This is a genomic window from Arthrobacter sp. NPDC058130 (genome assembly GCF_042884475.1).
In the GTDB taxonomy this organism is placed as follows: domain Bacteria; phylum Actinomycetota; class Actinomycetes; order Actinomycetales; family Micrococcaceae; genus Arthrobacter.
In genome coordinates this window covers 42,109-59,568 of sequence record NZ_JBHVTV010000013.1, presented here as the reverse complement: position 1 = coordinate 59,568, position 17,460 = coordinate 42,109, and the positions used below count along the sequence as shown (strand labels likewise).

Here is a 17,460-nt window from a genome sequence, read left to right as displayed (position 1 = left end):
ATGCGTCACATGGGTACCAACGGAAAGATCGCCATCGGAGCGTTCCTCACCGCCCTGGCACTCCTGGTCCTGACCGGGGTCACCCTCCACGAATGGGTGCTTGTGTGGTTCATTGGGGCTGCCGCCACGGCCTATGTGGCCTGCGTGGCGGAGGTGGTGGTCCGGCGCCGGCACAAGACGCTGGTCGCGAGCGGGATCGGCAGCACCCTGTTCATCGCATTCGGGGTCGCATTCCTGCGCCAGTGGGGACTGGCCTTCAACCCCGATCCCGATGCCCTGTCCACACGCGTTGATTCCGCGCATCCGGATTTGTACTTCTATCTCGCTGCGGCCGCAGGAGCCGTCACGTTGCTGCTGCTGTTCGCCGGCACCGTCCTGCCCGGAAGGAGCCATGGCCGGCGTACCCCGGGCTATGCTCAGCGGCGCCGCCCGGCGGCCGCCGCGCGGGGCGCGGGAGCCAGGTCCGCCAGCCCGCGGCCGTCCGCGTCACGTCCCACGCCGAGGGGTACAGCCCCGCGCCCGGCGGCTCCGCGGGCCCCCGCCCGGCCCGCAGCCAAGTCAGCGGTGCAGGCACCAGTGAAAGCACCGGTCAAGGCCCCAGTCAGGGCGCCTTCCGGAAAGTCGCCCGCGGCAAAGTCACCCGCGAAGCCGCCCACCGCCAAGTCTCCCGCCCGGACCTCCGCCCGCCGCTGAGTCCGGGCTCCCGGAGGCTTAGAGGTTTCTTGGCCGGTCGTCCCGGGGGGTGGTATCCGGCCCCGGGGTGGTGTCGCTGCGGGTCACGTCCTCGCGGCTGCGCTGGTCGCCGGACGTGTGCTCGCCGGGCACCTGATCGCCGGAAACCGGGCTGGCGCCTGCCCTGTCTGAGCGCAAGTCCGCCCGGGTTGTCGGCGTTTCCCCGGCCGCGTCGTCTCGTTCGGATGTGACGACGTCGGGGTCGATTTCATCGGCCTTGCGCAGTTGCTCCTGTGCGCCGGAGCGGACGTTTTGGGCTTCTTCCTTGGTACCGAGGGCTTCCTTCCGCTTGCGCTCGGCCTCGAGGGCGGCCTCCTGCGCGTCGGCCTCGGCCCGCGCTGCCTTGGCCTCACGTTCCCGCGCGGAGAATTCGTCAGCCTTGGCCTGTTCACGCATCTCGGCAGCTTTGTTCCGGTCCGCGGCCACCTTGCGCTTGCGGCTGATCATGACTGCCACCGCAACAATGGCCAGCACCACAACGATGCCGATAACAATTCCTATGAGCTGCCCTGAATCCACGTTGACCCACCCTCTTCTCCGGTTGCCTAACCTGCCCCTATAACCGCTGGACAAACCACGTCAGCAATCAGCAACAGTAAACCGCAGAACGGGGCCGGTAGCCATGGTTTCCGGCACCCTAGTCCGGCCGGCCGGCGGCTATTTGGCGCGGGGAACCTTGAAATGGGTCAGCTTGGCATCCTGCCCGTCCAGTTCGGCCCATGACTTCTCCGTTTCCAGGATGGTCAGCCCGCTGGTGGGATAGCGCGTGGCTGCGTCCATATAGGCGTCGTGATCGGAGTCGCGGGACGCCAGATGCATGGCGAGGTCCTGCACCCCGGGCATGTGCGATATCACCATGAGCGTGTTCACGGTGTCCGGGACGTGGTTGATGACCGCCAGCATGCGCAGGGCGGACGCGGCATACAGGCCGTCCTCGAGCTTGGGTGTCGGAGCCTTGTCCCCGAGCGCGTGGCACACCCACGTGCAGGTCTGGCGGGTCCGCAGCGCGCTGGAGCAGAGGATGAAATCAGGGACCACGCCGTGTTTGAGCAGCCATTTTCCGGCGACGGGGGCATCCTTGTGGCCGCGCTCTTCAAGCGGCCTTTCGTGATCGGCCACCCCGCCGGGCCAGTCGGACTTGGCATGCCTCATGATCACAAGTCGCTTGATGTGATGCTCGCTCATGCCCCAATCCTAGTGCGGCGCCTGGTCCCCAGGATTGCCTCCGGCCAGCGGCTGCTCAGTCTTCGAGGACGAAGGTCACCTCCAGCACGACATGCCAGGCAACCACCACGCCGCCGCTGATTTCAACCTTCTGTTCCTTCACCCACGCGCCAGTGACATTGCGCAGGGTCTTGTTGGCCCGGTCGATGCCCTCCTTGATGGCAGCATCAAACGAGGTCTTGGAGTTCGCACTCAGGGTAGTGATCCGCGCAACAGACATCTCTTCCTCCAATAGTCGGCTCAACGCTCAGAGACTACGCCGGACCCCACCGCGCCAACAGGGTCCAACGACCACCCCAAGCGGCGGAGACATATGCAGGACAACCCAGCCGCGGAGGCACATGCCCGTCAGCCAGCCCACGCACAAGGGCAGGTTCCGGGGAGTCAGGGCGCCGCAGCACAGCGGCACATCAAGCAAGCGCGGAGGGCGGCACTTTGCGTAGTGCCGCATCGCCGACTGAGGAACGAAGGAGGAAGAGAGCTGGCCGGATTCCTTGTCCGAGCTTGCGAGGTCAAGGGAGCCAGCGAACGCTAAGGCACGGCAAAGTGGCGCGCGGAGCGCGTGCAGCGAGCACGGGAGACAGCGAAAGCGGCCGCCCCAGTTCAGGGACGGACGCTTTTGCGCTAAGAATAGGCTAGATCGAGTATTCCGGAGCGGCCCATACTACGACCTCGGGGTGCTCGTAGAAGCGGTAGCCCTGGCCGCGCACGGTGCGCACGGTGTTGGCGAGGCGGCCGAGCTTGGAACGCAGGCGGCGGATGTGGACGTCGATGGTCCGCTCGTTCGGGACCTCTTCGGCGTTCCGCCACAGGCCCTCGAGGAGCTCGTCACGGCCCACGGTGCGGGTGCCGTTCTCCACGAGGTAGTTCAGGAGCTCGAATTCCTTGAACGTCAGGTTCAGGGATTCGCCGTCGAGGTGCACCTCACGGCGGGCGAGATCGATCAGCACGCCGGAGGGCCGCGGATCCTGTGGCTGCTGCAGGCGGGCGGTCTCGGTCCGCTGCCGGGCCCCTGCGGTCGGGTCGCCAAAGGTTGAACGGACGACGTCGAGGGCGGAACCCGGGGCGCTGGCCGGCGCTACGGCGACGGCGGCATAGCTTTCTGCCCCGGCAACGAGCGACTGGGCGTAGGCCCGGATTTCCTGGGCAAGCTTGGCGATTGACGTGCCGGCCGCCGCTGCGGTTTCCTCGTCGATCCCCATGTAGAGCACGAAGCCGCGGGCGACGTTGTCGCTGGGGGCCGAACGGACCGGGCTGCCCGCGCCCGGCGCGATCACCGGCGTGGGGGCAGTAGCTGGTGCGGGCGGAACGGCGCGGAGCTGGCCGTAGGAGTCAGGGTTGTAGCCCTGTGCTGCATATCCGGGGGCCGGGAAGCTGCCGGTGGAACCGGCGGGTGCGAACGCCGAGCGGCCGCCAAAGCCCTGGCGGATCCCGGAGGGCTGACCGGCCTTGCTAGCGTTACGGACGGAGATGTGGACGTATCCGGATGCAACTGACATGGATTGCTTACCTCAATGTGAATGGCCGTCATCGCGGCTCGAATGCTTCTTTCCCCGCAATGAAACTGGGGAGGGGCGCCCGACTCTGGGCTGGGGGGCGAATGCCTAGAAACTCTCAGGGGTGTAAAAGTTAGGCGTGCATTCGACAACAGCGCATCTCGGTAACAGCGGGTGTGCTGATCCAGATAGCTGCGGCTGCAGGTGCTGTTGAGTTCTTGTTCACAATTGAAGTGTGCAACGTAACAATGCGAACGTGCAAGTAACAATGGACCGCAGGTTCCACATAGTGAGACAGAACGGGAAATTGTAGCGCAAGTCACAATTCTGCCCCGGGCAATAAAATAACAAGTGTTTTTCCCACCCAAGAGTCAAAAGACCGCGTTTACCGAATATTATTCGGCCGCAATCGCTGAATGGCCAAAACAATTCACAGCATGGCAAGTCGGCAAAACAGGACGCTCCCGCGATTCCCAGCCAGGCGGTCCACGGAGTGGTCATGCCGACATTGCCGCCTGGCACGGAGGCAATGTCGGCATCGGCAGCGGGTTAGTTGGACTGGCCCGTAGCGGTAGCCGCGACAACCATGACGGAGGTCGCCGTGTAGCCGGAACCGTCCTTGGCCGCCACGATCCGAACCGTTCCGCCCGCGACGATATCCGCCACGCTCAGCTGTGTGCCCGACCCGCCAGCCTGCTGGCGCCGCTGTTGCAGATTGCTCACCACCACATCGCTGCCCAAGCCATAACTGCGAGTGAACCCGTCACTGCTCTTGACCGTCACGGAGGAGGAGCTGACCTCGCTCACAACGCCCAACTGCTCGGCCATGGTGGTGTACTCGCTGCCTTGCAGCACGACGTATTCGGCATGCACTGCCGAGGAGAATCCGCTGCCCATCCCACCGGCGGCGAAGTCGCCGGGACCGCCCTGCCCGGGCATTCCGCCTCCCGCGAACCCGCCCTGCGCCGAGCCGGGCATTCCGGGCGCGAAGCCCTGGCCGCCGGCCGCCCCACCGGCAGCCCCGCCAGCGGCCGCGCCCGCCGTCCCGTCGGCTGCGGCTGAACTTGAGGTCAGGGCATAGACCCCGGCACCTGTACCGCTGCCAGGACTGCTGCGGCCCCGGCGACGACGAGCCCGCGCTTGAGCGTCCAGGGGGCCGTCGTCGAGGCTTCTTGGCACCGGCTCCCCGCGCACCCCAGCCGGCGGCAGCTGCGGGCACCGCCTGCTCCTGCCGCGGCATGCCCCACCCCGGCGCCGTTGTCGGAACGTTCGAAGCCGGGGGCGCACCCCAGCCGGGCGCAGCGGCCGCTGCCGGCCACCCGCCGTCGAGCTGGCCGCCGTCGGGCTGGCCACCGTCGTAGGGTCCTGCGTCATGGCGTCCTGCGTCATGGCGTCCTGCGTCGTACTGCCCGGCCGCCTGCGGTGCGGCGTCCATCTGTCCGGCCGCCTGGGGCGTGGTCACAGGCGCGGGCGCCGCAGCGTTGCCGGGGGCTGGGCCGGAACCGGCTCCGGGATGCTGACCGCTCATGGTGTTTCTCCTTTGGGTGCGGATCGGTATTCACCCCAGAGTGCTGAGCGATCCTGTGCCTGGGCTGTGCGGGCCGACAGCCGGGCCTGTGACCTTTGGGGCAGGGCAAAGAAGGGACGGATTCAGTGCTGCCGCAGTGCCCCACCCGGCACCGTAAAGTCTTCCAGCTCGCTAGGCTGGGATTCACAGGTGCCGCACAGGGTCCCCAAAGCCCCACCTAACCGGCAGATCGGAGAGTTGTCCCATGGCCACTCCGCACTCCATGACCAACAACCTTCCCCAGCTCACGCATCCGGACGGCTCCCCCATCCGCGCCCTCGTGGTGGATGACGAACCCAGCCTCTCCGAACTCATGAGCATGGGGCTGCGGATGGCCGGCTGGTCAGTGGCCGTGGCGGCAGACGGACCCGCTGCGGTCCGGCTCGCCAAAGAGTTCCGCCCCGACGTACTGGTGCTGGACGTGATGCTGCCCGGGTTCGACGGCGTCGAGCTGCTGAGCAGGATCCGCGCGTTCGCGCCGGAAGTGCCCGCGCTGTTCCTGACGGCGAAGGATGCCGTCCAGGACCGGATCACCGGCCTGGCGGCCGGCGGCGATGACTACGTCACCAAGCCGTTCAGCATGGAAGAGGTCCTGCTGCGCCTGCACCGGCTGGTCCAGCGCTCCGGCGTGGCCGCCATGGACACCGCCGAACTGGTGGTGGGCGACCTGGTGCTCAATGTCGACACCCGCGAAGTCACCCGGGCCGGTGAGGAACTGCACCTGACCGCCACGCAGTTCGAGCTGCTGCGCTACCTCATGGAAAACCCCAAACGGGTGATCAGCAAAGCCCAGATCCTAGACCGGGTCTGGGACTATGACTTCGGCGGGCAGGCGAACATCGTGGAACTGTACATTTCCTACCTCCGCAAGAAGGTCGACGCCAACCACGCTCCCATGATCCACACGGTGCGCGGCGCCGGCTATGTCCTGAAACCGGCGGACTGATCAGTGCCCACTCTTTCCGGCATGACCCGCGTCCCCGGACGCGACTGGCGCAACCCGTCTACGTGGCATTTGCGCACCCGGCTAGTCCTGGTCGCCATGGCGCTGCTCGTCGCCATCTGCGGCGCGGTAGGACTGTTCAGCTATGCCTCGATGGACCTGTTCCTTACCCGGCAGCTCGATGACCAGCTCAGCAACGCTTCGCACCGGTCCAGCGAGTTCGTCCGGCCCTTGCCCGGCACCGGCGGCGGCCGCCCCGACCCCCTCGAAGCCCGGGGCCAGGGCATCGGGACGCTCAATGCCCGCATACAGGACGGCGAGGTCAGCAACCCCGGATTCCTGGCCGGGGACGCCACCCGCAAGAGCCTCTCCCCCGACGACAACGCGGTCCTCCTAGCGCTCACCCCAAACGGTGTGCCCGTGGACCGGACCCTCTCGGCCGGCGCCTACCGGCTCACCGCCGTCCGCACACCCTATGGCGACGTGATTGTCACCGGTCTTCCGTTGGCAGAAAAGGAAAATACCCTGACTTCGCTGGTCTGGACCATGGTGGTGGTGTCCGCTGGCGGACTCGTGCTGATCGGCCTTGCCGGCACGGCCCTGATCCGGCGGACCATGAAGCCGCTGGAACAACTGTCCGAGGTGGCCACCAAGGTCTCCCGCCTCCCGCTGGACGCCGGCGAGGTGGCCCTCGGGGTGCGCGTCCCGGCGTCGGCCGCCCACCAAGGAACAGAGGTGGGCAGCGTAGGTTACGCGCTGAACCAGATGCTGGACAACGTCTCCAACGCCCTCGAGGCGCGGCAGGATAGTGAAATGAAGGTGCGGCAGTTCGTCGCCGACGCCTCGCACGAACTCCGCACGCCGCTTACGGCCATCCGCGGCTACACGGAGCTGATGCGGATGACCGAGCACTTCACCCCCGACGGCCAGAGATCCCTCGCCCGCGTGCAAAGCCAGTCCGAACGGATGACCACCCTCGTGGAGGACCTGCTGCTGCTGGCGCGCCTGGACGAGGGGCAGCCGTTGAAGATCAGCGACGTCGACCTCACCCAGCTGGCCATCGAGACGGTGAGCGATGAGAAAGTCATGGCTCCGGACCGCGTCTGGCAGCTGGAACTTCCGGAGGAGCCCGTGGTGGTCCGCGGCGATGCGAGCCAGCTTCACCAGGTCCTCGCCAACCTCCTGTCGAATGCGCGCAAGCACACGGACCCAGGGACCAAGGTGGTCACGGGCGTCATGCGTTCGGCCGACGGAAGCGCCGTGGTCACCGTGACGGACAACGGCAGCGGCATCGCCCCGGAATTCATCGGCCGGGTCTTCGCCCGCTTTGCCCGGGCCGACGCCGCGCGCACCAATCCCGCCGCCACCCCGGCAAATGCGCCGGTTGTCGCGACGGCGGGGGCCCGGTCCGGGGCCGGCCCCAGCTCAGCTTCCGGTGCCGCTTCCGGTGCACCCGGCGTTTCTTCCGGCAGCCCTGGCGGTGCCGGCGCGGCTGCTGCCACCCCGACGTCGGAAGGCACGAGCGGTTTGGGCTTGTCCATAGTCCAGTCGATCGTGGAGGCCCACGGGGGCACCGTTGAAGTCACCTCCCGGCCTGGACGCACGGAGTTTGCGGTGCGGCTGCCCGCGGCGCCGCCGTCGGCGTAGTCCCCGCAGGAAATCCTGCCTCGCCTCCACCGTCAGTCCCGCGCAAGCCGACACCCCGCCGCTGTGACTCCTGTTACCAAAATGTGACTTAAGCGCCGAGGTCCTGTAGCGTCGTTGGGGTGCGGCCGCCATTTGTGCCGTATATCCGGATGGACGCCAAACTCTGCCGCTTCCCGGATTCCGCTGGACCAGGCAGAGGCGGGGGACCCAGAGTTCCCGGGCATTCTGCATTCATGCGCCCTCGGGGTGAAGCCGACACGTGATTCTCCGTGCGGCCGGATGACCTCATCCGAACCCGACAGCTAACTCCGTCGGCGTTGAGAGGCCCATCATGACTGAATTCCAGGTACAAACGCGCCCTGACGGCGGTTCCCATGCCCGCTCCCCCAAGTCGCGCCACCGCGCCGAACCAGCCAAGCAGGCATCCGCCCTGTCCAGGCTGGCGGGCGGTCTCGGCATCACTGCCCGCCGCGCCGCCGTCGTCACCGCCGCCTGCGCGCTGCTGGTGGGAGGCGCCGCCGCTAGCCAGGCGGCAGAGCCCGGCGCCCGCGCCAACGTTGCGAGCCAGACGCCCATGAGCGCGGACCCGCTGGCCAAGCTGAACTTCGAACGAGTCCAGGTGGTTGCTCCCTCTGCCCCCGCGGAGAGCAGCGGGGCAGCCCAGGCCGCAGAGGCGAAGCCCGCCGAAGCGCCCGCTGCCGCCCCGGCCGCCCCGGCGCCTGCTGCTCCCGCGCCGGCCCCGGCAGCCGCCCCGGCCCCCGCAGCGGCCCCGGCGCCGGCTCCCGCAGCCGCTCCGGCCCCCGCGCCGGCACCGGCAGCTGTACCCGCCCCCGCACCGGTGGCTGTCGACGACCCTGCCGGAGCACAGGCCTACGCCGCGTCCCAGCTGGGCAACTACGGCTGGGCTGCGGGCCAGATGCAGTGCCTGCAGAAGCTCTGGACCAAGGAATCGGACTGGAAGACCACCGCCACGAACGCCAGCAGCGGCGCCTACGGCGTGGTCCAGTCCCTGCCCGCCTCGAAGATGGCGAGCGCCGGTGCCGACTACATGACCAACTACCGGACCCAGATCAACTGGGGCCTGAACTACGTCAAGGAACGCTACGGCTCCCCCTGCGGCGCGCTGAACTTCCACTACGCACACAACTGGTACTAAACCGGCACTAGCCGTACTGCCCAGGCAGGGTGGTTGAGGCCCCGGATCCATGTGGATCCGGGGCCTCCCGTGCGTCCGCGGCCGGACTGGTTTTGACTGGCCGGTCTGGCTCGCCGGACTTCCACAGCCCCCGCACAGCTTGGCCCTAAAGCCCTCATATGGGCCGGCGGGAATGTTGAGCCATGACATTCACAGACCAGGCCACAGGAACCCTGTCCCGTTCCACGGCGACGCCGGCCGGTCCGGCGGCACCGCCCTCCCCGTCCGGACCTGCACCGTCAGGGCTTGCTTTGGCCGACGCGCCCGCCCCGGGCCCGTTCGCCGGAGCGCTTGCCAGTCCCGGCGGCCGGCGCGCACCCATTGACACGCGCGCAAGCACACCCTTGCTGGACGTCACGATCCCGGTCTTCAACGAGGAACGGGACCTTGAAGCGTGCCTGCGCCGGCTCCACGCGTACCTTCTCGGCGCCTTCCCGCACTCTTTCCGCATCACGGTGGCGGACAACGCCAGCACCGACGGAACGCTCAAGACGGCGGAGCGCGTGGCCCGGGAGTTGCGGGAAGTGACGGTGGTCCATATGGCCGAAAAGGGCCGCGGAAATGCGCTTCGCAAGGTGTGGCTCTCCTCGCCGTCGCCGGTCCTGGCGTACATGGACGTGGACCTTTCCACAGATCTGGCGGCCCTCGGCCCCCTGCTTGCCCCGCTCATTTCGGGGCACTCCGACCTGGCAATCGGCACCCGGCTGACCCGCAACTCGCGCGTGGTCCGCGGACCCAAGCGGGAGTTCATCTCGCGCAGCTACAACTTCCTGCTGCAGTCCCTCATGGGCGCCCATTTCAGTGATGCCCAGTGCGGGTTCAAGGCGATCCGGGCGGACGTGGCCCGGCAACTGCTCCCCCACACCCTGGACAACGCCTGGTTCTTCGACACCGAACTGCTCGTGCTGGCGGAAAAGTGCGGCCTGCGCGTCCACGAAGTGCCGGTGGACTGGACAGACGACCCCGATTCCAGCGTGGACATCGTCCAGACTGCCCTCGCGGACCTGCGCGGCATGGCACGGTTGAGCCGGGACCTGGTTTCTGGCCGGATCCCTGTCCCCGAACTGCGCGCCGCCCTGGCCCGCGGACCGCTGCCGGCCTCCTCGCGGTCCCAGGAACAAAGCCCCGGCGGAAGCCTCTTCGGGCAGCTGGTCCGCTTCGGCAGCATCGGCGTGGCCTCCACCGTGGCGTACCTGGCGATATTCCTGCTCTGCCGCGGGATCATGGACCCGCAGCTGGCAAACTTCTTCGCGTTGCTCACCACCGCCGTGGTCAACACCGCGGCCAACCGGCGCTTCACGTTCGGCATCCAGGGCAGCAGCCAGGCGGCACGCCACCACTTCGAGGGGCTGCTGGTTTTCGGGATCGGGCTGGCCCTGACCTCGGGCGCACTCGCCCTGGTTCACGCCACGTCGGGAGCCTCACCGGACCGCTGGCTCGAACTGCTGACGGTCACGGCCGCCAATCTGGCCGCCACCGCGGTGAAGTTCCTGCTCTTCCGGCTCGTGGTCTTCCGCCCCCGGCGCACCGACACCGTTCCGGCGCCCGACGCAAGCACCGTTCCGACGCCCGACGCAAGCACCGTTCCGACGCCCGCCGCCGCCATCACCGTCGCGGCGTCCGCCGCCGCTGAGGCTTCCCTCCCCCGCACAGAAAAGGCCAAGTAAATGACGGCAACCGTCAGCCCCACCGCCGGAGCCCAGGCCGGATCAACGGCCGGCAGCCCGCCCCTGGACCAGGAAACGACTGTCCCGGCATCCGAGGACACCGGCACGGCCCTGATCTCACCCAACGTGCCCTCACCCAACCCGCCCGCACCCCTGAGCCGCCGGGACCGCCTGCTGTTCGGACGGCAGCCCCGCTGGGTCCGGCCCTCCGCAGCGCTGCTGCTGGTGGTCACCGCCGCGTTGTACCTGTGGAACCTGGAAGCCACCGGCTACGCCAACTCCTTCTACGCCGCGGCGATTCAGGCCGGGACCAAGGACTGGACCGCGCTGCTCTTCGGCTCCCTCGACCCCGGCAACGCCATCACGGTAGACAAACCGCCGGCCGCCCTCTGGATCCCCGCCCTCTTGGGTCGGATCTTCGGTTTCTCGGCGTTGAGCATGCTCATTCCCCAGGCACTCATGGGAGTGGCCGCCGTCGGGCTTCTGTACCTGACCGTCAAGCGGGTGTCCGGACCGGCCGCTGGCCTGCTCGCCGGCGGCGCCCTGGCGCTGACCCCGGTGGCTGCCCTGATGTTCCGGTTCAACAACCCGGACGCCATGCTGACCGTGTGCCTGGTGCTGGCCGCCTACCTCACCACGCGCGCCATCGAGAAGGCCGGCTGGAAGTGGCTCGCCGCGGCCGGCGCGGTGATCGGCCTGGCCTTCCTGTCCAAGATGCTGCAAGGCTTCCTGATCGTTCCCGGACTGGCACTGGCCTACCTGTGGGCGGCACCCACCACACTCGGCCGCCGGCTCCTGCACCTGTTGGCCGCCGCCGCGGGCATTGTGGTGGTGGCCGGAAGCTACATTGGGCTGTTCCAATTGACCCCCACCTCGGTCCGCCCGTACATGGCAGGCTCGGAGACCAACAGCTTCCTGGAACTCACGTTCGGCTACAACGGCCTGGGGCGGATCACCGGGTCCGGCGGGGGCATGCCCGGAGGCGGCTTCGGCGGCAATGCCGGCGGCCCGGGCGGCAACGGGAACGTGGGCTTCGGCGGCACGGCCGGGATCACCCGCATGTTCGGGACCAGTTTCGGCGGTGAGGTGTCCTGGCTGCTGCCGGCCGCCCTGATCCTGCTAGCCGCCGGGCTCTGGTTCACCCGGCGCGAGGCCCGGACCTCAAAGTCCCGTGCGGCGCTCCTGCTGTGGGGCTGCTGGCTGATCGTCACCGCCGGAATCTTCAGCTTCATGAGCGGCACCGTCCATCCGTACTACGCCGTGGCCCTGGCCCCCGCGATTGCGGCCCTGGCCGGCATCGGCTCCCTCGAACTGTGGCGGGGCCGGGCCTACTGGCCCGCGCGGATTGTCCTGGCCGTGGCAGTACTGGCCACCTCGGTCTGGTCCGCCGTGCTCTTGGGCCGCGACCCGGCCTGGCTACCTGGTCTCCGGGTGATCGTCGTGGTCCTGGGCGTGCTCGCCGCCGCGGCGCTGCTCGTGCGGGTGGACAGCCTGGCCGCGCTTCCGGCACGGTTCCGCAAGGCCGCCACGGCCGGCGTCGTGATCCTTGCATTGCTGGCCGGCGGGCTCGGGAGCACCGCGTGGACGCTGGCGACTGTGGCCCAGCCGCATTCCGGTTCGATCCCCACGTCCGGTCCCACCGCATCCGCGATGGGCGGCGGCTTCGGGGCGGCAGGCAGGACCGGCCGTGACGGCATCGCCAGCAGCACCGGCAGCACCGCCGGCGGAGCGGCGGCCGGCGGCCCCGGCGGAGAAACGGCATCGGCGGAGCTGACAGCGCTGCTGAAGTCCTCCGACGCCAAGTGGTCCGCGATTGTCTCCGGCGCCACCCAGGCCGCCAGCCTGGAACTCGCCACCGGCACCAGCGTGATCGCACTCGGCGGCTGGAACGGCGGCGACCCCTACCCCACGCTCGCACAGTTCCAGGCGATGGTGGACCGCGGCGAGATCGGCTACTTCATCTCCGGCGGCATGGGCGGCATGGGCGGAGGCCGCGGGGGAAACTCCGAGGTCGCCACTTGGGTCGCGGCCAACTACCAGGCCCAGACCGTGGGCAACACCACCGTCTACAAGCTGGGAGCCTAGGCCGCCATGACTGACACCCTGAGCCCCCGCCCCGGCCCGGCGCCGGCCCGCACGCCGGACCCGCCGCAGCCGCGGTCACCGGAACATCCCCGGCGCTTTGGGCCCCCGGCCGCCGGCGGCGGGCGTGCCGCCGGCGGCGCACGGACCCTCCGCGCCGCACTGACCGTCCGCGGCGCCCGGCAGCTGCAGCAGCGGCTGGAACTCGCCGCCCTCCTCCTGGCCACGGCCGTGCTGTACGTGTGGAACCTCGGCGCCTCCGGCTGGGCGAACGCGTTCTACTCCGCGGCGGCCCAGGCCGGGTCCCAGGATTGGACGGCCTGGTTTTTCGGCTCCTCCGACGCCGCCAACGCCATCACCGTGGACAAACCGCCGGCCTCGCTGTGGGTGATGGGGTTGTCGGTGCGGATCTTCGGGCTGAGCTCCTGGAGCGTCCTCGTGCCGCAGGCGCTCATGGGAGTGGGCACGGTCTGGCTCGCCTATCTGGCCGTGCGCCGGGCCGCGGCTCCCGCCACGGCCGACGCGCGGCTGGCGCACCGTGCAGGGCTCCTCACCGGTGCGGTCATGGCGCTGACACCGGTGGCCGTGCTGATCTTCCGGTTCAACAACCCCGATGCCCTGCTGGTGCTGCTGATGACCGCGGCCGCTTATGCGGTGCTGCGCTCCATCCAGGATGCGCGGCTGCGCTGGCTCCTGTTCGCCGGGGCGCTCCTGGGCTTCGGTTTCCTCACCAAGCAACTGCAGGTCCTGCTGGTTGTCCCCGGCTTTGCCCTCGCCTACCTGCTCGGGGCGCCGGCGGCGGCCGGCAAACGGGTCCTTCACCTGCTCGCCGCGGGCGCGGCGATGGCCGTCGCGGCCGGGTGGTGGCTGGCCGCCGTCGAACTCATTCCCGCGGCGAACCGGCCGTATATCGGCGGCTCGCAGAACAACTCCATCCTGGAGCTGACTCTCGGCTACAACGGCCTGGGCCGGCTGAACGGCGATGAAACCGGCAGTGTGGGCGGCGGCAACGGCTGGGGCATGCCCGGGCTGTTCCGGCTTTTCAACAGCGAGTTCGGCGGCCAGGTCGCCTGGCTGCTGCCCTCGGTGCTGCTGCTCGGAGCGGGGTTGCTCTGGTTGGGCCGCCGCGCGCCGCGCACCGACGCGGTGCGGGCCTCCGTGATCATCTGGGGCTCGTGGGTTGCCGTCACGGGCCTGACGTTCAGCTTCATGGCCGGGATCATCCACCCGTACTACATGGTGGCGCTGGCCCCCGGGATCGCCGGCCTCGCCGGACTCGGCGGCGTCCTGCTCTGGCAGCGGTGGGACCAGCCCGTGGCGGCCGCCGTCCTCGCCGTGGCGATCGTGGCGGCGGGGGCCATGGCCTCCGAACTCCTCGGCCGCACGGCAACGTTCGTTCCGTGGCTGCGCTGGCTGGTGCTCCTGGGCTCCCTCGCCGCCGCCGGTCTGGTGCTGGCCGCCGCGGCCCCGGGGCTCACGGGAGCCGGCGGGCCGGCCAGAAGATCGGGAACGAAGGCTGCCCTGGTTATGGCGCGGACGACGGCGGGGCTCGCCGTCGTCGCCGCCCTCGCCGGACCGTTGGCGTACGCGCTGTCCACGGCGGCTACCGCCCACAGCGGGTCGATCGTCAGCGCCGGACCGGCAGTGTCCGGCCGGGGCGGGGCCGGGATGCCGCCGGCCTTCGGCGGTGCGGCGGGAGCGAACGGCACGGTCGGTGTTAGCCGCGGCCAAGGTGCGGGCGGGGCTGGCGGAATGGGCGGGATGGGCGGCCTGCTCGGGGCCAGCACGCCGTCGGCGGCCCTGGTGACCGCGCTGCAGACAGATGCCGGCGCCTACACCTGGGCGGCCGCCGTCGTCGGGTCCAACAACGCCGCCGGCTACCAGCTGGCCACCCAGCTCGCGGTGATGGCTGTGGGCGGATTCAACGGCACGGACCCGGCGCCGACGCTGGCACAGTTCCAGCAGTACGTGGCCGACGGGAAGATCCATTTCTTCATCGCCGGGCGCATGATGCAGGGCGAAAGCGGTTCCGATGATGCTGCACAGATTGCCGCCTGGGTGCAGGCCAATTTCACCGCCCAGACCGTGGGCGGGACCACCGTGTACCTGCTGGCAGGCTAGGCGGGCGGCCTAGAACGTGAAGGACAGGGTGCGCAGGCCGTCGGGCGTGATGTGGGTGGTCACGGAGACCTCGGAGTAGTCGGGAATGTGGAGCACACCGTCGGGCAGTTCGCCGGCGTTGGGCCCCACAGCCACGGTCCGGATGCCGGCTGCGATTCCCGCGGCGATCCCGGCCGGGGCGTCCTCGAACACCACCGCGTCGGCCGGGGCCACACCCAGCAGGGCGGCCGCCCGGAGGTATCCCTCAGGGTGGGGCTTGCCCTGCGAGACGTCCTCGGAGGTGACCGAGGCCGCGGGGATCCCGATCCCCGCGGCTGCCATCCGGACCTCGGCCAGATCCCGGGAAGCGGACGTCACCAGGGCCACGGCATCCGGCGGGAGGCTGGCCAGCAGCTCCAGCGCGCCCGGTACCGAAACAATGCCGCGGGTCTCGGCGAGTTCCATCCGGCCGAGTTCGGCAGCGAGGGCCTGGATGTCGGCCCCGGCCGGGGCGAACCTGCGGACCGTGTCCATGGCCTGGACGCCATGGGAAGTGCGCAGAATCTCGCCGATATCCAGGCCGTAGCGTCCGGCAAAAGTGGTCCAGACCTGCTCCACGATGCTGGTGGAATCCACCAGCGTGCCGTCCATGTCGAACAGGACGGCACGGGCGGTCAGGGTCGTGGTGCTGGCATGGGAGGGAAAGCTCATTCTTCCATCCTGCCTTATTGCCCCGCCTGCCCTCTGGGCCGGCGTCACAGGCGCAGTGAATCCGTCATGCAGCCGGGCGGAATCAGCCGTTCGGCCGGCTGGGGATGTACTGCACCGCCCATTTGTTGCCGTCGGGGTCGGCGAAGTGGACGAAGTGTCCCCAGTCCTCGACGTGGACGTCGCTGACGTCCACTCCGTTGTCCTTGAGCTGCTTGTGCGCGGCCTGGATGTCGCTGACCACGAGCTGCAGGCTAGGCGCCGTGCCGGGCGGGGCGTCGTTGAGGCCCTCGCCGATGGCAATCGAGCACCCGGAGCCCGGCGGTGTCAGCTGCACGAACCTGAGCCCCTCCATGGGCCGCTCGTCGTAGTCGGCGTTGAAGCCCACCTTGTTGACATAGAAATCCTTGGCCCGGTCCACATCGGACACCGGGACAAACACCAGTTCAAGTTTCCAATCCATGGCGCTCAGGCTAGCGCGGACCGCGGCGATGCGGAAGGGATCGCCGCGCCTCGCAGAAAGGGCGGACCGGAGCGGAACTGCCCCTAGCCGGCGATGCCGTACAGGCGGTCTCCGGCGTCGCCCAGGCCGGGCACGATGTAGGACTTCGCGTTGAGCTTCTCGTCAATGGAGGCCAGGACGATCGTCACGTTGGCGTCGGACAGCTCTTCCTCCAGCTTGGCCAGGCCTTCGGGGGCGGCAAGGAGGCAGATGCAGGTGACGTCCGAGGCGCCGCGCTTGAAGAGGAACTTGATGGCCTCGCGCAAGGTTCCGCCGGTGGCCAGCATGGGGTCGAGGACAAAGATCTGGCGGTCCGTGAGGTCTTCCGGGAGGCGCTCGGCGTACGTGATGATGTCCAGGGTCTCTTCGTCGCGCGCCATGCCCAGGAAGCCGACCTCGGCGGTGGGGACCAGCTTGGTCATGCCCTCGAGCATGCCGAGCCCGGCCCGGAGAATCGGGACCACCAGCGGGGTCGGCTTGGTGAAGGCGGTGCCGATTGTGGTGCTGACGGGCGTCTCGATGGTCACCGGTTCGGTGCGGACGTCACGCGTGGCCTCGTAGGCGAGAAGCGTCACAAGCTCCTCGGTGAGCTGGCGGAAGACCGGGGACGGGGTGTTCTTGTCCCGCAGAACGGTGAGCTTATGGGCGACCAGCGGGTGGTCCACAACGAGAGTGCGCATGGGTCAAAACTATCACCCGGCCGCTGAGGACCGGCCTGCGGGGCCGGGGGGATCGGCGTCGTCGGCGTCGGTCTGTGTTGTGCCACGGGCGGCGCCGCGGGCGGCGCCGTCATGCAGGTGGGCGGGATGCTCGAACGTGGGTGCCTCGCCGGCGTGTTCCCGATGCCGCATCACGTGGAACAGGTGGTGCGCCAGGATCACGATCCCCACCCAGGCCAGGCCGATCACCCACCCGATGATCACGTCGGTCATCCAGTGGTGGCCCAGGAACACCCGGCTGAGGCCCATTGCCACGATGAAGATCACGCCGGCGGCGATCAAGGCAATCCGGGCACTGGTCCGCTTGATCTGCAGGCACGCCAGGTACACCACGAGGGCGATCACCACCGTGGTGTTGAGCGTGTGGCCGCTCGGGAACGACGGCGAGTTCTCGTAGGGCGGTACGGCGTCGGCGTGGTCCGGCCGCGTACGGCCGATCAGCTTCTTGCCCACGCTCGTGGCGGTCACCGAGACGGCGGCGGCACCGCCGATCAGGATCAGGGGCCGCCAGGTCCGGGACTTGTAGATCAGCAGCGCCGTCAGGATGCTGGCCAGGATGGGCATGCCGATACCGCCGCCGATGTTGGTGAACCCGGTGACAAAGGCGTCCAGGCCGGGGCTGCGCAACTGCTCCATGAACGCCAGCGTCGGCTTGTCCAGGTTCGCCAGGCCGGCGTCGTCCACCACGTTGTCGTAGACCTCGGCACTGAACAGCGCCAGGAGCACTATCACCACGCCGCCGACCAGCATGGTGACCCACAGCGCGGCGTACGGCACCACCCATTTGCCCCAGCGGTGCATGAACCAATTCTCTGTTCTGGTTGTCACGGCCGTCTCCCGACTACGTGGCTACTGGAAGCTGCACAGCCGAGCTGCAC

16 protein-coding genes and 1 riboswitch are annotated in these 17,460 nt (G+C 68.9%); of the genes, 7 read left to right on the top strand and 9 right to left on the bottom strand.

Annotated elements, in window-relative coordinates; translation table 11 throughout:
* Positions 1-693: a hypothetical protein gene (locus ACFVTM_RS18850; RefSeq protein WP_390205428.1), complete on the top strand. Its 693-nt coding sequence runs from the start codon at positions 1-3 to the stop codon at positions 691-693.
* Positions 694-711: 18 nt separating this feature from the next.
* Here the strand turns inward: ACFVTM_RS18850 and ACFVTM_RS18845 are convergent, their stop codons facing one another.
* The 5 genes from ACFVTM_RS18845 to ACFVTM_RS18825 form a co-directional block, all read right to left on the bottom strand.
* Positions 712-1,251, bottom strand: coding sequence for a hypothetical protein (locus tag ACFVTM_RS18845; protein ID WP_390205427.1), 540 nt, complete (start codon positions 1,249-1,251; stop codon positions 712-714).
* Positions 1,252-1,389: 138 nt separating this feature from the next.
* Complete coding sequence (locus ACFVTM_RS18840) at positions 1,390-1,917, bottom strand: SixA phosphatase family protein (protein WP_390205425.1); 528 nt, start codon at positions 1,915-1,917, stop codon at positions 1,390-1,392.
* 55 nt (positions 1,918-1,972) lie between these two features.
* Entirely contained in the window at positions 1,973-2,176 is a 204-nt protein-coding gene (locus ACFVTM_RS18835) for a dodecin family protein (RefSeq protein WP_390205423.1), read from the bottom strand.
* A gap of 415 nt (positions 2,177-2,591) precedes the next feature.
* On the bottom strand, positions 2,592-3,455 hold the full coding sequence (locus tag ACFVTM_RS18830; RefSeq protein ID WP_390205421.1) for a winged helix-turn-helix domain-containing protein: 864 nt from the start codon (positions 3,453-3,455) through the stop codon (positions 2,592-2,594).
* Positions 3,456-4,001: 546 nt separating this feature from the next.
* Positions 4,002-4,631 carry a hypothetical protein gene (locus tag ACFVTM_RS18825; protein ID WP_390205420.1) on the bottom strand — a complete coding sequence of 210 codons (630 nt, stop codon included), beginning with the start codon at positions 4,629-4,631 and terminating at the stop codon, positions 4,002-4,004.
* A gap of 593 nt (positions 4,632-5,224) precedes the next feature.
* Here ACFVTM_RS18825 and ACFVTM_RS18820 point away from each other — a divergent pair.
* The 6 genes from ACFVTM_RS18820 (at position 5,225) to ACFVTM_RS18795 (ending at position 14,674) form a co-directional block, all read left to right on the top strand.
* The gene (locus ACFVTM_RS18820; protein WP_390205419.1) at positions 5,225-5,965 is read left to right on the top strand and encodes a response regulator transcription factor; all 741 of its coding nucleotides are present in this window, start codon (positions 5,225-5,227) and stop codon (positions 5,963-5,965) included.
* A gap of 21 nt (positions 5,966-5,986) precedes the next feature.
* On the top strand, positions 5,987-7,609 hold the full coding sequence (locus tag ACFVTM_RS18815; protein ID WP_390205526.1) for an ATP-binding protein: 1,623 nt from the start codon (positions 5,987-5,989) through the stop codon (positions 7,607-7,609).
* Positions 7,610-7,780: 171 nt separating this feature from the next.
* Positions 7,781-7,938, top strand: a riboswitch (cyclic di-AMP (ydaO/yuaA leader).
* 2 nt (positions 7,939-7,940) lie between these two features.
* Positions 7,941-8,765 (top strand): hypothetical protein, encoded by an 825-nt coding sequence (locus ACFVTM_RS18810; protein ID WP_390205417.1) that lies wholly within the window; start codon positions 7,941-7,943, stop codon positions 8,763-8,765.
* 182 nt (positions 8,766-8,947) lie between these two features.
* Complete coding sequence (locus ACFVTM_RS18805) at positions 8,948-10,471, top strand: glycosyltransferase (protein WP_390205416.1); 1,524 nt, start codon at positions 8,948-8,950, stop codon at positions 10,469-10,471.
* Positions 10,472-12,556, top strand: a complete 2,085-nt coding sequence (locus tag ACFVTM_RS18800) for a glycosyltransferase family 39 protein (protein WP_390205415.1) — start codon at positions 10,472-10,474, stop codon at positions 12,554-12,556. It abuts the gene before it with no gap.
* A 6-nt stretch (positions 12,557-12,562) separates the two neighbouring features.
* Positions 12,563-14,674, top strand: a complete 2,112-nt coding sequence (locus tag ACFVTM_RS18795) for an ArnT family glycosyltransferase (RefSeq protein WP_390205414.1) — start codon at positions 12,563-12,565, stop codon at positions 14,672-14,674.
* 9 nt (positions 14,675-14,683) lie between these two features.
* On the opposite strand, the gene ACFVTM_RS18790 is transcribed toward ACFVTM_RS18795, so the two are convergent.
* The 4 genes from ACFVTM_RS18790 to ACFVTM_RS18775 all read right to left on the bottom strand — a co-directional run bounded on the left by ACFVTM_RS18790 (position 14,684) and on the right by ACFVTM_RS18775 (position 17,410).
* Positions 14,684-15,364 carry an HAD-IA family hydrolase gene (locus tag ACFVTM_RS18790; protein ID WP_390205413.1) on the bottom strand — a complete coding sequence of 227 codons (681 nt, stop codon included), beginning with the start codon at positions 15,362-15,364 and terminating at the stop codon, positions 14,684-14,686.
* An 82-nt stretch (positions 15,365-15,446) separates the two neighbouring features.
* Positions 15,447-15,824, bottom strand: coding sequence for a glyoxalase superfamily protein (locus tag ACFVTM_RS18785; protein ID WP_390205411.1), 378 nt, complete (start codon positions 15,822-15,824; stop codon positions 15,447-15,449).
* Positions 15,825-15,907: 83 nt separating this feature from the next.
* Positions 15,908-16,543 carry a uracil phosphoribosyltransferase gene (gene upp, locus ACFVTM_RS18780; RefSeq protein ID WP_390205409.1) on the bottom strand — a complete coding sequence of 212 codons (636 nt, stop codon included), beginning with the start codon at positions 16,541-16,543 and terminating at the stop codon, positions 15,908-15,910.
* A 12-nt stretch (positions 16,544-16,555) separates the two neighbouring features.
* Entirely contained in the window at positions 16,556-17,410 is an 855-nt protein-coding gene (locus ACFVTM_RS18775; RefSeq protein WP_390205408.1) for a phosphatase PAP2 family protein, read from the bottom strand.
* Positions 17,411-17,460 lie beyond the last annotated feature (50 nt).

Excerpts from the sequence above, each read along its gene's own strand:
- ACFVTM_RS18850 (WP_390205428.1), top strand. The coding sequence starts at position 1 with ATGCGTCACATGGGTACCAACGGAAAGATCGCCATCGGAGCGTTCCTC.
- ACFVTM_RS18840 (WP_390205425.1), bottom strand. The coding sequence starts at position 1,917 with ATGAGCGAGCATCACATCAAGCGACTTGTGATCATGAGGCATGCCAAG.
- ACFVTM_RS18835 (WP_390205423.1), bottom strand. The coding sequence starts at position 2,176 with ATGTCTGTTGCGCGGATCACTACCCTGAGTGCGAACTCCAAGACCTCG.
- ACFVTM_RS18830 (WP_390205421.1), bottom strand. The coding sequence starts at position 3,455 with ATGTCAGTTGCATCCGGATACGTCCACATCTCCGTCCGTAACGCTAGC.
- ACFVTM_RS18820 (WP_390205419.1), top strand. The coding sequence starts at position 5,225 with ATGGCCACTCCGCACTCCATGACCAACAACCTTCCCCAGCTCACGCAT.
- ACFVTM_RS18815 (WP_390205526.1), top strand. The coding sequence starts at position 5,987 with ATGACCCGCGTCCCCGGACGCGACTGGCGCAACCCGTCTACGTGGCAT.
- ACFVTM_RS18810 (WP_390205417.1), top strand. The coding sequence starts at position 7,941 with ATGACTGAATTCCAGGTACAAACGCGCCCTGACGGCGGTTCCCATGCC.
- ACFVTM_RS18805 (WP_390205416.1), top strand. The coding sequence starts at position 8,948 with ATGACATTCACAGACCAGGCCACAGGAACCCTGTCCCGTTCCACGGCG.
- ACFVTM_RS18800 (WP_390205415.1), top strand. The coding sequence starts at position 10,472 with ATGACGGCAACCGTCAGCCCCACCGCCGGAGCCCAGGCCGGATCAACG.
- ACFVTM_RS18795 (WP_390205414.1), top strand. The coding sequence starts at position 12,563 with ATGACTGACACCCTGAGCCCCCGCCCCGGCCCGGCGCCGGCCCGCACG.
- ACFVTM_RS18790 (WP_390205413.1), bottom strand. The coding sequence starts at position 15,364 with ATGAGCTTTCCCTCCCATGCCAGCACCACGACCCTGACCGCCCGTGCC.
- ACFVTM_RS18785 (WP_390205411.1), bottom strand. The coding sequence starts at position 15,824 with ATGGATTGGAAACTTGAACTGGTGTTTGTCCCGGTGTCCGATGTGGAC.
- upp (WP_390205409.1), bottom strand. The coding sequence starts at position 16,543 with ATGCGCACTCTCGTTGTGGACCACCCGCTGGTCGCCCATAAGCTCACC.